The sequence below is a fragment of the Actinomadura darangshiensis genome, from assembly GCF_004349235.1.
In the GTDB taxonomy this organism is placed as follows: Bacteria; Actinomycetota; Actinomycetes; order Streptosporangiales; family Streptosporangiaceae; genus Spirillospora; species Spirillospora darangshiensis.
Genome location: NZ_SMKY01000016.1, coordinates 16,163 through 29,508 on the forward strand (window position 1 = coordinate 16,163; position 13,346 = coordinate 29,508).

The 13,346-nt window shown below is 74.8% G+C and carries 12 protein-coding genes; 3 read left to right on the top strand and 9 right to left on the bottom strand.

Translation table 11 applies throughout. The features are described 5' to 3' along the window. Positions 1-66 precede the first annotated feature (66 nt). On the top strand, positions 67-1,446 hold the full coding sequence (locus tag E1293_RS05980; protein WP_132194653.1) for an NADP-dependent succinic semialdehyde dehydrogenase: 1,380 nt from the start codon (positions 67-69) through the stop codon (positions 1,444-1,446). Between the two features lie 126 nt (positions 1,447-1,572). After that, positions 1,573-2,520 carry an AfsR/SARP family transcriptional regulator gene (locus E1293_RS05985; protein WP_132194655.1) on the top strand — a complete coding sequence of 316 codons (948 nt, stop codon included), beginning with the start codon at positions 1,573-1,575 and terminating at the stop codon, positions 2,518-2,520. 6 nt (positions 2,521-2,526) lie between these two features. On the opposite strand, the gene E1293_RS05990 is transcribed toward E1293_RS05985, so the two are convergent. The 9 genes from E1293_RS05990 to E1293_RS06030 form a co-directional block, all read right to left on the bottom strand. Then, entirely contained in the window at positions 2,527-3,927 is a 1,401-nt protein-coding gene (locus E1293_RS05990) for an aldehyde dehydrogenase (NADP(+)) (protein WP_132194657.1), read from the bottom strand. Next, positions 3,924-5,369: an amino acid permease gene (locus E1293_RS05995; protein WP_132194659.1), complete on the bottom strand. Its 1,446-nt coding sequence runs from the start codon at positions 5,367-5,369 to the stop codon at positions 3,924-3,926. Before E1293_RS05995 ends, E1293_RS05990 begins: the two co-directional genes overlap by 4 nt. 109 nt (positions 5,370-5,478) lie before the next feature. Continuing rightward, positions 5,479-6,480, bottom strand: coding sequence for a proline racemase family protein (locus E1293_RS06000; protein WP_132194661.1), 1,002 nt, complete (start codon positions 6,478-6,480; stop codon positions 5,479-5,481). Next, a complete protein-coding gene (locus E1293_RS06005) occupies positions 6,480-7,409 on the bottom strand; it encodes a dihydrodipicolinate synthase family protein (RefSeq protein ID WP_132194663.1) in 930 nt (309 codons plus the stop codon). The genes E1293_RS06000 and E1293_RS06005 overlap by 1 nt, the downstream gene beginning before the upstream one ends. Next, positions 7,406-8,758, bottom strand: a complete 1,353-nt coding sequence (locus E1293_RS06010) for an FAD/NAD(P)-dependent oxidoreductase (protein WP_132194665.1) — start codon at positions 8,756-8,758, stop codon at positions 7,406-7,408. The genes E1293_RS06005 and E1293_RS06010 overlap by 4 nt, the downstream gene beginning before the upstream one ends. Beyond that, positions 8,755-9,021 (bottom strand): (2Fe-2S)-binding protein, encoded by a 267-nt coding sequence (locus tag E1293_RS06015; RefSeq protein WP_132194667.1) that lies wholly within the window; start codon positions 9,019-9,021, stop codon positions 8,755-8,757. Before E1293_RS06015 ends, E1293_RS06010 begins: the two co-directional genes overlap by 4 nt. Continuing rightward, positions 9,018-10,175, bottom strand: coding sequence for an NAD(P)/FAD-dependent oxidoreductase (locus E1293_RS06020; protein ID WP_132194669.1), 1,158 nt, complete (start codon positions 10,173-10,175; stop codon positions 9,018-9,020). The genes E1293_RS06015 and E1293_RS06020 overlap by 4 nt, the downstream gene beginning before the upstream one ends. A gap of 91 nt (positions 10,176-10,266) precedes the next feature. Next, the gene (locus E1293_RS06025; RefSeq protein WP_207938691.1) at positions 10,267-10,857 is read right to left on the bottom strand and encodes a helix-turn-helix domain-containing protein; all 591 of its coding nucleotides are present in this window, start codon (positions 10,855-10,857) and stop codon (positions 10,267-10,269) included. Positions 10,858-10,958: 101 nt separating this feature from the next. Beyond that, positions 10,959-11,936 carry an ornithine cyclodeaminase family protein gene (locus E1293_RS06030; protein WP_132194673.1) on the bottom strand — a complete coding sequence of 326 codons (978 nt, stop codon included), beginning with the start codon at positions 11,934-11,936 and terminating at the stop codon, positions 10,959-10,961. Positions 11,937-12,119: 183 nt separating this feature from the next. Here E1293_RS06030 and E1293_RS06035 point away from each other — a divergent pair, with 183 nt between their 5' ends. After that, positions 12,120-13,334 carry a branched-chain amino acid ABC transporter substrate-binding protein gene (locus tag E1293_RS06035; protein WP_165978097.1) on the top strand — a complete coding sequence of 405 codons (1,215 nt, stop codon included), beginning with the start codon at positions 12,120-12,122 and terminating at the stop codon, positions 13,332-13,334. Positions 13,335-13,346 lie beyond the last annotated feature (12 nt).

Below are 13,346 nucleotides of genomic sequence, written 5' to 3' on the forward strand. Positions count from 1 at the left end.
GTTTCCTGCCGTCCGCGTCGGGCACGTCCGGGGAGAACAGGACGGATAAGCAGGGAGCATCCCGACATGACGACGATCGCCACGACCAACCCGGCGACGGGCGAGGTCGAGAAGACCTTCGACGCGCTGACCGACGAGGAGGTCGACCGGCGCATCGCACGGGCGGCGGACACCTTCGCCTCGTACCGGAACACTCCGCTGGAGCGGCGGGCGGAGTGGATGAACGCGGCGGCGGACATCCTGGACCGGGAGGCAGACCAGATCGGCGCCATGCTCACCACGGAGATGGGCAAGACGCTGAAGGCCGCCGGGGCGGAGGCGCAGAAGTGCGCGAAGGCGTGCCGGTTCTACGCCGAGCACGCGGCCGGGTTCCTCGCCGACCGGCGCCCGGCCGATGCCGAGGACGTCGGGGCGCGGGACGCCTACGTCCGCTACCAGCCGCTCGGCCCGGTGCTGGCGGTCATGCCGTGGAACTTCCCGCTCTGGCAGGTGATCAGGTTCGCGGCGCCGGGGCTGATGGCGGGGAACGTCGGGCTGCTGAAGCACTCCTCCAACGTCCCGCAGACGGCCCTGTTCCTGGAGGACCTGTTCCGCCGCGCCGGGTTCCCCGAGGGCGCGTTCCAGACGCTGCTGATCGGCTCGTCCGAGGTCGAGCGGGTGCTGCGCGACCCGCGGGTGAAGGCGGCGACGCTCACTGGCAGCGAGCCCGCGGGGCGGTCCGTCGCGTCCATCGCCGGAGACGAGATCAAGCCGACCGTGCTGGAACTCGGCGGCAGCGACCCGTTCGTGGTGATGCCGTCCGCCGACATCGAGGCGGCGGCGCGGACGGCGGCGGAGTCCCGGTGCCTCAACAACGGGCAGAGCTGCATCTCGGCGAAGCGCTTCATCGTCGACATCGGCTGCGCGGACGAGTTCGAGCGGCTCTTCGTCGAGCACATGCGCGCCAAGAAGGTCGGCGACCCGATGGACGACTCCACCGACGTCGGCCCCCTCGTCAGCGAGGAGGGGCGTGCCGAGGCGGAGGAGCTGGTCGCCGACGCGGTGGGCAAGGGCGCGGCGGTGCTGTGCGGCGGCGAGCGCCCGGACGGGTCCGGCTGGTTCTACCCTCCGACGGTGGTCTCCGGGGTGACGCCCGAGATGCGGATGTACTACGAGGAGGTCTTCGCGCCGGTGGCGTCGGTGTTCCGGGTCCGCGGGGTGTCGGAGGCGGTCGAGGTCGCGAACGCGACGGGCTTCGGCCTCGGCTCCAACGCCTGGACGCGGGACGACGCCGAGCGCGAGCGGTTCGTGCGCGAGCTGGACGCCGGGCAGGTCTTCATCAACGGGATGGTGACGTCCTACCCGCAGCTGCCGTTCGGCGGCGTCAAGCGCTCCGGCTACGGGCGGGAGCTGTCCGCGGAGGGCATGCACGCGTTCTGCAACGCCAAGACCGTCTGGGCCGGCTGACCGCGCGGCCGGTACCGACCACCCGCCGATTACGCGTCCGGGAAGGGGCCCCGCCAGGGTGTAAGCGAGACGAAATCCCCGTTCATTACGTTGCCTGGCAGGCTCCCAAGCTCGGGAAGGCGACTCATGTCGGGGAATCAGGCGCCGGTCCGTTTCGACGTCCTGGGGCCGCTGCGAGCGCGCAGCGGCCCCAGGACGGTCCATGTCGGCACACCGAAGACGCGGGGTCTGCTCGCGGTCCTGCTGTGCGGGGCGAACCGCTCGGTGTCGCTGGAGACGCTGGTGGACGCGCTGTGGGGGCAGGGGCCCCCGAAGTCGGCGACCAAGAACGTCCAGTCGTACGTGCACCGGCTGCGGCGCACGCTCGGGGACCCGGAGCGGATCGTCCGCACCGGCCCCGGCTACCTGCTGCGGGTCCGGCCGGGCGAGCTGGACGCGCACGTGTTCGAGCGGCTCGTGCGGGAGGCCGCCGCGGCGGCCTCCCGCGGCGACGACGTCCGCGCGGCGCGGCTGCTGCGCCTGGCCGCCGGGCGGTGGCGCGGCGAGCACGCCTACGCCGGGGTGCCGGACGTCCCGCTCGTGCGGGCCGAGGCGCAGCGGCTCGCGGAGGCCCGGTTCGGGGCGGTGCGCGACCGGATCGACGCCGGCCTGCGCCTCGGGCGGCATGCCGCGCTCGTGCCGGAGCTGTGCGCGCTGACCGGCCGGCATCCGCTGCGCGAGGAGCTGTGGGCGCGGCTGATGACGGCGCTGTACCGGTCGGGGCGGCAGGCCGACGCGCTGCGCGCCTTCGCGGACGCGCGCCGCGTGCTGGCCGAGGAGGCCGGGCTCGACCCGGGGCCGGCGCTGCGGGAGCTGCAGCGGGCGGTCCTCGCGTGCGATCCGGCGCTCGCGTCGCCGGCCCGGCCGGGCGACGTGCTGGACCGGTTCCTGCGCGCCCTGGACGCCGGCGTGCCCGCCGGGGACGGCGACCGCGCCGCGCTGTCCGCCAGCATCCGCGCCGGCCGGCGGCTGATCGCCGATCTGGACGACGCCGCCGGCCGGCTGCTGCGCGTCCTGCACGCGGACGCCGGCTGAGCCCGGTCAGCGGACGGCCTGCGGGACCTTCCACGGGTTGCCGTCGCGCAGCGGCGGCGGCAGGAGGTCCTGCGGCCAGCCCTGGTAGGCGACGGGCCGCAGGAACCGCTCGATCGCGGCGGTGCCGACCGAGGTGGTGGCGGGCGCCGTCGTCGCCGGATAGGGGCCGCCGTGCTGCATCGCGTGCGTGACGGACACGCCGGTGGGCCACTGGTTCCACAGGACGCGGCCGCTGCGTCCGGCGAGGACGGCGGCGAGTTCGGCGAGGCCGCCGGTCTCGTCCGGCTCGGCGTGCAGCGAGGTGGTGAGCTGGCCGGGCATGTCCGCCAGGACGTCCGCGACGCCGGCGAGGCGGTCGTAGGTGACGACGAGGCCGAGCGGCCCGAAGCACTCCTCCCCCGCCGCGTCGATGTCGGCCTCGAACGCCGCCAGGTCCATGGTGAGCAGGCGCGGCGCGAGCGACGTCGCGTCGTCCGGCCAGACCAGGCGCCGGACGCCGGGCCGGGCGCCGAGGGCGGTCGCCGCCGACAGGTAGCCGGTCGTGATGCGCTCGTTCAGCATGGGGGCCCCGGCGGTCTCGCGGAGGTGCCCGGTGATGCCGTCCAGCAGCGCGGCGGGCGCGAACAGGATGCCGGGGTTGGTGCAGAACTGGCCGGCGCCCAGGGTGAGGGACGCCGCGTAGCCCTTGGCGATCTCCCCGGCGCGCGCCCGCGCGGCCCCGGGCGTCACCACGGCCGGGTTGACGCTGCCCATCTCGCCGAAGAACGGGATCGGCTCCGGGCGGTCCGCCGCGATCTTCGCGAGGGCGAGGCCGCCGCGCTGGGAGCCGGTGAAGGCGGCGGCGGCGAGGCCCGGGTGCCGCAGCGCCTCGACGCCCTCGTCGTCGCCCTCGATCAGGGCGAACACGCCGTCCGGGAGGCCGGCGCCGCCGATCGCCTCGGCCGTCCGGCGCGACAGCCGGGGATGCCCGGGGTGCGCCTTGACCACGACGGGGCAGCCCGCCGCCCACGCCGACGCGGTGTCGCCGCCGGCGACGCTGAACGCGAACGGGAAGTTGCTCGCCGCGAACACCAGCACCGGGCCGGCCGCCGTCCGGTAGCGGCGCAGGTCGGGGCGGGGGCCGGTCGGCCAGTCCGGGTCGGGCCGGTCGATGCGGGCGTCGTAGAAGGCGCCCTCGCGGACCTGGCCGGCGAACAGCTTCAGCTGGAACGTGGTGCGGGTCAGTTCGCCGTTCAGCCGGGGCGCGCCGAGGTGGCTCTCCTCGTCTGCGAGCGCGACGAGTTCGCCGCGGGCGGCCTCCAGCGCGTCCGCGACGGCGGTCAGGTGGCCGGCGCGCTCCGCGGGCGGCATCGCCGCCCAGCCGGGGGCGGCGGACACCGCGGCGGTGACGGCCTGGTCCGGTGTCATCTCGTGTTCCTTCCGTTCTCCACCGAGTTCCGGTATCCGTACAAGGCGTACACGACGAGCCCGAGCAGCATCCAGACGACGAACCGTACCCAGGTGACCCAGTCGAGGTTGGCGATCAGCCAGATCGAGAAGGCGATGCCGACCAGCGGCACCAGCGGCACCCAGGGGGTGCGGAACGAGCGCGGCAGGTCGGGGCGGGTCCGGCGCATCACCATGACGGCGACGGCGACCACGATGAACGCCATCAGGATGCCGATGTTGGTGAGGTCGGCCGCCTCCTTGATCGGCAGGAAGCCCGCGATGACCGCCGAGCCGATCCCGACGAGCCGGATGACGCGGGTCGGCACCTGCCGCTTGGCGTGGTTCCTGGCGAAGTAGGCGGGCAGCAGGCCGTCCCGGCTCATCGAGAACCAGACGCGGGTGACGGCCAGCATGTTCGCCAGCGCGGACGTGGTGATGCCGACGACGGCGCCGACCGCGACGACGGTGCCGAGGCCGGTCAGGCCCACCGACGCCAGCGCGCTGGAGAACGGGCTCTTGACGTCGATGTGCCGGTAGTCCTGCATGCCGAGCAGGACGACGCACACCAGCAGGTAGATGACCGCGGCGATGGCCAGCGAGATGACGATCGCCTTCGGCAGCACCTTCTTGGCCTCGGCGCTCTCCTCCGCCGCCGCGCTCATCGCGTCGTACCCGTACACGGCGAAGAACGTGGTGGCGGCGCCCGCGACGGCGCCGCCGATGCCGAACGGCAGGAACGGGCTGAAGTTGCCGGCGGAGACGTGGAACGCGCCCGCGACGATCACCAGCGCGACGATGCCGAGCTTGACCACGACGAGGATCGTCTCGAAGCGCGCGGACTCCTTCGTCCCGCGCGACAGCACGAACGCCAGCAGCAGGCACAGCAGCGCCGCGAACAGGTCGATCTTGTGCCCGGCGCCGGTGCCGGGTGCGCCGAGCGCCCAGTCGGGGATGTCGAGGCCGACCTGCTCGACGATGTAGGACAGGTAGCCGGAGATGGCGATCGCGACGACGGCGACGATCGCGGTGTACTCCAGCAGCAGGTCCCATCCGATCGCCCAGCCGATCGCCTCGCCGAGCGCCGCGTAGGAGTAGGTGTAGGCGGAGCCCGCCTTGGGGATCGTCCCGGCGAACTCGGCGTAGCAGAGCGCGGCGGCGGCGCTGGCGACGATGGCGATCAGGAACGAGATCATCACGCCGGGCCCGGCGTCGTCGTGCGCCACGACGCCGGCGAGCGAGAACACGCCCGCGCCGACGAGCCCGCCGAGGCTGAGCGCGACGAGCTGCCACAGCCCCATGGTCCGGCGCAGGCCGCCCTCGGTCTCCTCCTCGGAGGAGTCGACGGGTTTCAGGCGGAAGATGCCCGCCCGCGTGAACAGCCCGGATCCGGCCGGGCCGCCCGGCGGTCGTGTTTTGCGCATGGCTTGGGACATGAAGGTCCCTCCGAGAGGGTGCAGGGGATTACCCGATGTGGTGAACGCGGCGGTCAGGAGCCGCCGGAACGGGCTCGCGGGGAGCCGGCCGGCCCTTCTAGAGGACGAAGCCCTCGGGGAAGGGGTCGGCGGGGTCGAGCAGGTAGGTGGCGTTGCCGGTGATCCAGGCCCGCCCGGTGAACTCCGGGATCACCGCGGGGAGGCCGCCGGCCTCGGCGGTCCCGACGAGCCGGCCGGTGAAGCGGGTGCCGATGAACGACTCGTTGACGAACTCGGTGTGCAGCGGCAGCTCGCCGCGGGCGTGCAGCTGCGCCATCCGGGCGGACGTGCCGGTGCCGCACGGCGACCGGTCGAACCAGCCGGGGTGGATCGCCATGGCGTTGCGGGAGTGCGCCGCGTCCGAGCCGGGCGCGAGGAACTGGACATGCTTGCAGCCTCCGATCAGCGGGTCGCCCGGGTGGACGGGACGGTCGGTCTCGTCGATCGCCGCCATGATCGCGAGCCCGGCGGCGAGGATGTCGTCCTTGCGGGCCCGGTCGAACGGCAGGCCGAGCGGTTCGAGGTCGGTGATGGCGTAGAAGTTGCCGCCGTAGGCCATGTCGTAGCGGACGTCGCCGAGCCCCGGGACGGTGACGGCGGCGTCCTGCCGGAGCGCGAACGAGGCGATGTTGCGGAGCGTCACGTTCTCGGCGGCGCCGTCGCGGACGGCGACGCGGGCCTCGACGAGGCCGGCCGGGGTGTCCAGCCGCACGACCGTCTCCGGCTCGGTCACCTCCACCATCCCGGTCTCGACCAGGACGGTCGCGACGCCGATGGTGCCGTGCCCGCACATCGGCAGGAACCCGCTGACCTCGATGTAGACCACGCCCCAGTCGGCGTCCGGCCGGGTCGGCGGCTGCAGCAGCGCGCCGCTCATCGCGGGGTGGCCGCGCGGCTCGTCCACCAGGAAGCGGCGGAGCCCGTCCAGGTGCTCGACCGCGTACCGGCGCCGCTCGGCCATCGTGCCGCCCGGGATGGGCGCGACACCGCCGGTGACCACGCGGGTCGGCATGCCCTCGGTGTGCGAGTCGACCGCCGTGATCGACCGGGCCGAGCGCATCAGGCGGCCTGCCGCTGCGCGAGGGCCTCGATGGCGCGGGCCATGTCGGCGGTGACGCCGGCGCGGTGCGCGGGGACGAGCGGGCCGCGCGGCGGGCGGCAGGGGCCGCCGTACCGGCCGACCTGCTCCATGCCGAGCTTGATGGCCTGCACGAACTCGGTCCGCGAGTCCCAGCGGAACGCGGCGACGAGCGGCTCGTACAGGGCGCGCGCCTCCGCGAGCCTCCCGGTGGTCGCCAGCTCGTAGAGCAGCGCCGACTCGGCGGGGAACACGTTGGGGAAGCCCGCGAACCAGCCGGTGGCGCCCATCAGCAGCGCTTCGAGCGTGACGTCGTCGGCGCCGGCGACGACCTCCAGGCCGGGCGCCCTCTCCTTGATCTCCAGGACGCGGCGGACGTCGCCGGAGAACTCCTTGACCGCCACCACGCCGTCGATCTGGGCGATCTCGGCGAGCAGGCCGGGGGTGAGGTCGACCTTGGTGTCGATCGGGTTGTTGTAGACCATGACGGGCAGGCCGGCGGACGCGACGGCCTCGTAGTGCGCGATGACCTCGCCGCGGTTGGCCCGGTACATCGTCGGGGGCAGGCACAGGACGCCGTCGGCGCCGTCCTCGGCGGCGATCTCGGCCCAGTGCCTGGCCTGGTGGGAGCCGGGGCCGTGCACGCCGACCACGACGACGCCGTCCTCGCCGACCGCCTCGACGGCGGTCCGCGCGACGCGGCGGCGCTCGTCGTCGGTCAGCGAGGAGTACTCGCCGAGGGAGCCGTTCGGGCCGACGCCGCGGCAGCCGTTGTCGACGAGCCAGCGGCAGTGCTCGGCGTAGCGGGTGTAGTCGACGGCGAGCCCGGCGGGGGCGGACGCGTCCTCCTGGTAGGGCAGCGCCGTCGCCACGATGACGCCGCCGAGGCTCTGGAGCTTGCTGTCGCTCATCGGGCGCTCTCTTTCCTTCCGGGGTTCTCAACTGGTGGTTTCGCGAGTTCGCCGAGCCGGATGGGCTGGGCGACGGGCCGGTGGTGGGGGTTTCCGGCGGGCAGCAGCTCGGCGACCGCGGGGCCGCAGATCCGGGCCTGGCAGGGCCCGAGGCCGGCGCGGGTCGCGAGCTTCACCGCGTGCGCGGAGTCGTCCGCGGCCGTGCTCCGGAGGGTGCCGTAGGTGGTGTCCTCGCAGCGGCAGACGATCGTGCCGGGACGCAGCCAGCCGGGCCAGGCCGCGCCGATCGGGTGGGCGGCGGCGAGCCGCGCCGCGAAGGCGCGGGCCCGGTCGCGGCGGCGGCGCACGGCCACCGCCTCGGGGGCGTCCGGGGGGCCGCCGCCGGCGATCCAGCCGGCGAGGAGGCCCTCGGTCCGGGCGGCCGGCGCGCCGGCGATGCCGGTGATCTCCCCCGCGGCGTACACGGCGGGGGCGGTGGTGCGCTGGTCCGCGTCGACGTCGGCGAACGCGCCCGCGCGCAGCCGGCATCCGGCCGCGACCGGCAGTTCGAGGCGGGGGCTGAACCCGTGGGTGACGCACAGCGCGTCCACCGCGGCGACCTGCTCGGTGCCGGGGACGACCGACCAGTCGGGGCGGAGCCGCGCCGTGACCGCCTCTTCGACCCGCCCGTCGCCCCGGGCCTCGATCACGGCACGGCCCGTCCGGTACGGGACGCGGTGCCGGGCGAGCAGCGCGGCGTACCCCGCCAGCTCGGCGGCCTTGCCGGTCTGGGACGCCAGCTCCCAGGGGCGGCGCGTCCAGCCGCGCGCCACGGTCGCGGCGGGGTTGGCCTCCAGCACCGCCTGGACGCGCGAACCGGCCTCCAGGAGGGACGCGGCGACCGGCAGGAGGAACGGGCCGGAGCCGGCGATCAGCGTCCGGTCCCCCAGGGCCAGGCCCTCCCCTTTCACGAAGGCCTGTGCCGCCCCGCCCGTGGAGACGCCGGGCAGTTCCCACCCGGGGAACGGCAGGACGCGGTCGTGCGCGCCCGGCGCGAGGACCAGCGCGTCGGGCCGCAGGACGTGCCGGTCCCGTCCGGCCGCGTCGATCTCGCCTCGCAGCACGTGGACGCGGGGTGCGCCGGCCCCGGCGCGTTCGATCGACCAGACCGAGGTCTCCGGCCACCAGCCGCAGCGCGGGTGCCCGAGCACATGGTCGCGGAGCCGCTCGAAGCCGGGCCAGGCGCGGATCTGGCCGCCGGGGTCCTCGGCGGCGTCGAGCAGCGTCACCTCCGCGCCCGCGCGCAATGCTCCCGCCGCTGCGCACAGACCCGCGGGCCCGGCCCCGACGACCACGACGCGCCGGCTCATCGGGCCTCCTCCCCCGCACGGGACTGGGTGGTGACGGCGTCGCCGTCGCGGGCGCGGCGCCGGCACGCCCGCACGTCCCGGACGCCGTTCACGGTGACCAGGCAGTCGAAGCACACGCCGATCCCGCAGAAGACACCGCGCGGCGCGCCGGACGGGCTCTCCCGCCAGGACCGGCGGCCGGAGGCCAGCAGCACGCCGGCGATCGTCTGGCCGTCACGACCGGTGAAGGGCTCACCGTCCAGGGTGATGCGCACCGGGCTCATGGGGCCTCTCCCTCGGACTGGGCGGCGGGGCGGTCCGCGCGGAACGGGGTCGCGTCGATGGCCGGGGCGCGGCCGAGCATCAGGTCGCGCAGGACGGCGGCGGTGCCGGTGGACAGGCCGATCCCGGCGCCCTCGTGCCCGGTGGCGTGCCAGAGGCCGTCCAGGTGCGGGTCGGCGCCGATGACCGGCAGATGGTCGGCGACGAACGGGCGGAACCCGCCGTAGGCGCGCATCACCGGCACCCCCGCCAGGGACGGGAACAGCCGCAGCGCCTTCGCCGCGATGACCGACAGGACCTCGGGGCGGATCCGGTCGTCGAACCCGGCGCGGCGGCGCGAGGAGCCGAGCAGGATCGTCCCGGCCCGGGTCGACTCGACGACGGCGGAGGCCTGCAGCTCCCCCGCGCCGCTGCCGACCGCGCCCACGTAGTCGGCGTCGTAGACCTTGTGGAAGACGGTCGGCGGCATCGGCGCGCTCACCAGGACCTCGCCGCGGCGGGGCCGGACGCCGAGCCGGGCGCCGAGCCGCATGGCGACGCGCCCCGACCAGGGACCGGCCGCGTTGACGAACGCGTCGCCGCCGATCGTCCCGCCGGAGGTCCGGACGCCGGTGACGCGGCCGCCGCGCCGGACGGCGCCGAGCACCTCGCATCCGGTGCGCACGACGGCACCGGCGCGCACGGCGGCGGCGAGCAGGGCGGTGGCGGCGCCGGCGGGCTGGACCTGCGCGTCCTCGGGGTAGTGGACGGCCTTGGTGAAGTCCCTGGTGAGGTGGGGTTCGGCGGCGGCGAGGGCGGCGGCGTCCAGGTCCTCGGCGGCGACGCCCGCCTTGCGCTGGCCGCCGGCGAACTCCGTCAGGGCCCGCGCGCCGGCCGCGGTGGTCGCGACGACGATGCCGCCCTTGGCGTCCCATTCGACGCCGGCGGCGTCCGGGTCGCCGTCCAGGACCGCGGGCCACAGCTCGCGGGACAGCTTCGCCAGTTCCAGCTCGGGGCCGGGCCCCTTGTCGGAGACGAGGACGTTGCCCTCGCCGTGGGCGGTCGTCCCGGCGGCGGGGCGGCCGCGGTCGACGACGGTGACCGCGCAGCCCGCCAGGGCCAGCTCGCGGGCGCAGGCCGCGCCGATGATCCCGGCGCCCAGCACCACGACCCGCATACGTCCCTCCCCGGTCACCGTTCGTTAAACCGAACGATTCCGAGCGTAAGCGCGTGCCGCGCGCGATGTCAACGCATGGGCGAAGCCGGATTCAGGGTGTTTCGACCAGATGCGACGGAGCGCCGGGCGAGGCGTGAAGCCGCTGGTCAGCGTCGTACTGCAGGAGCAGGACGGAGCGGACGGTCCCTTCGACGGCGGTGTAGGCGTGCGGGAGCCGCGCGTCGAAGCTGACGTAGTCGCCGGGCCCGAGCTCCACGTCCCGGTCGTCCACCCGAACGGCGAGCCGCCCGGCCTGGACGACCGTGTGCTCGGTCCCGACGTGGCCGAGCGAGTCCTGCCGGCGGCCGGCCCTGACCTGCTGGTCGTACACCTCGAACATGGCGCCGCCGGACTCGATGCCGCGCAGCGGCCGCAGGTCGACGCCCTCGCCGCGCAGCACCTCCACCTCGGCGGCGCGGACGACGGTGAGCCCGGACGGCTCCTGGTGGTCCAGCAGGTCGGAGATGGGGACCTCCAGCGCGCGGGACAGGCTGAACACCGTCTCGATCGTGGGGTTCCCGGCGCCGGCCTCAAGCTGGGACAGCGTGGCCTTGCCGATCTTCGACCGGCGGGACAGCTCGGACAGCGACAGGCCGAGCTCCAGCCGGGCGCGGCGCAGGTTGCCGGCCAGCACGTCCCGCACCGAATCCCCTGACGCGCCCACGCTTCCCCGCCCCTCGTCCCGACTCGCCCGCGTACGTTCGCTGTATCGAACGGCCAGTGTACCGGGCGGCCCGCGCGGGGTCAGAGGTCCACGAGCCTGCCGGCGCCCGCCTCGCGGGCGCGCTCGACGATGACCGAGGCCGCCGCCGTGTCCTGCACGCCGACGCCGACGCTGTTGTAGAAGACGATGTCGGCGGCGGATCCGCGCCCGGCGGCGAGGCCGGCGGCGATCGGGCCGAGCGGGCGCACGTCGCCCGGGTCCAGCAGGCCGTCGCGGACGGCGGCCACCACGGGGCCGGCGTGCTCCAGCGCGGTCGTCACCTCGTCCACCACCACGGACGCGGCGCGGGTGAGGGTCTCGCCGTCCACCTCCGCCCGGTCCGGCGCGAACGAGCCGACGCTCACGACCGTGCAGCCGGCGTCGAGCCACGCGCCGAGGACGACCGGTTCGACGCTGGTGGTGGCGGTGACGACGATCTGCGCGCCCTCGACGGCCGCGCGGGCGGACGCCGCCGCCTCGACCGGCAGCTCCAGTTCGCCCGAGAGCTCGGAGGCGGCGGTACAGGTGTCCGGGTGGCGGCAGGTCATCGCCACCCGCTCGATCGGGCGGACCGCCGCCATCGCCCGGACGTGCGCGCGGCCCTGCACGCCGCAGCCGACGACCGCGAGCCGGGACGCGTGCGGCACCGCGAGATGGTCGGCGGCGACCGCGCTCGCCGCCGAGGTGCGCAGCGTCGTCACCGCCTCGCCCTCGATGATCGCGACGGGCCGGCCGTCGGCCGGGTCCTGGACGGTGACGAGCGCGGCCACGGTGGGCAGGCCGCGCGCCGCGTTCGCCGGGGTGACGCTGCCGAACTTGGCGACGGCGCCGGTGCCGGGCAGCCGGGAGACGTAGCTGAACGCGACGTCGCCGTCCGGGCCGTCCAGCAGCACCCGCGGCGCGAGCCGCGCCTCGCCGCGGCCGAGCGCGCCGAACGCGGCCCGCTGCGAGGCGATCGCGGCGGGCAGGTCGAACACCGCGCGCACGTCGGCCGCGGAAAGCAGCAGGACACCGGCCATGGGGAGATCCTCGCGAGCCCGCCGCCGCGCTGTCGAGGGGGAAAGGGCAAGCGGTGCTTACCGATCACTACATGAGATCGCATGCTTGCCCGTCTCGACGCCCCGGCCTCGACGTTTCAGGCTTTCACCATCCCGATCCCGGGCCACGAGCGACCCCGGACCACGAGCGACGGAGATGCGCCGATGACCCCACTCACCCGGCGGGACCGCGGACGCCGGTCCCGGCTGCTCAGCGCGGCGGGCGCCGGCCTGCTGCTCGTCCCGCTCGCCGCGGCCTGCGGCTCCGGCGACTCCGGCGGCTCCGGCGGCTCCGGCGCGATCAAGATCGGGGTGCCCGCCCCGCTGAGCGGCGACTCGGCCTCGGCCGGGCAGGACATCCTCGCCGCGGCCAAGGTCGCCGCCGACGAGGTCAACAAGGCCGGCGGGGTGGACGGCCGCAAGATCGAGATCGTCGAGGCCGACGACCAGTGCAGCGCCCAGCAGGGCGCGCAGGCCGCGCAGAAGCTGCTGAACAGCAAGGTCGTGGCGGTCGCCGGCGGCTACTGCTCGGGCGCCGCGGTGCCCGCGATCCCGATCTACGGGCGGCGCAGCGTCCCGTTCGTGATGGACGCCTCCACCAACCCGTCCCTCACCGACACCGGCAAGGGCAAGGTGTTCCGCACCTGCGGCCGCGACGACAACCAGGGCCTGGTGGCGGCCAAGTTCATGACCGGGCCGCTCGGCGCGAAGCGGATCGCGCTGCTGCACGACAACACGACCTACGCCAAGGGCCTCGCGGACGCGGCGGCGAAGTCGGTGAAGCAGGCGGGCGGGCAGGTCGTCTACGAGGACGCGCTGCAGCCCGGCCAGTCCGACTACAGCCCCGTCCTCACCAAGGTGGCCTCGACCAAGCCGGACGTCCTGTACTTCACCGGCTACTTCGCCGAGGCGGGGCTGCTGATGAAGCAGCGCAAGTCGCTCGGGCTGAAGTTCACGCTGATGGGCGGGGACGCGACGACCGACTCGACCGTCCTGAAGACGGCGGGCTCGGCGGCCGACGGCTACATCGCCACCACCGCGCCGCTCGCCAAGGACCTGCCCGCGGCGGCGAAGTTCGTGTCGGCGTACAAGGCCGCGAACAACGCCGACCCCGGCCCGTTCTCGGTGTACGAGTACGACGCGGTCAAGGTCGTCGCGAAGGCCATCGACGACGCCGGGTCCACGAAGGGCGCGGCGATCACCGGCGCGCTGCACAAGATCAAGGACTTCCCGGGCATCACCGGGCCCATCACCTTCGACGACAAGGGCGACCGGACCGACCCGCTCTACATCACCGTCCAGGTGAAGGACGGCGCGTTCACCGCCTACAAGAAGCTCGACAAGAGCGGCGCCACCTGGGTGGACGCCAAGACCTCCTGATCAGCGGCGCCG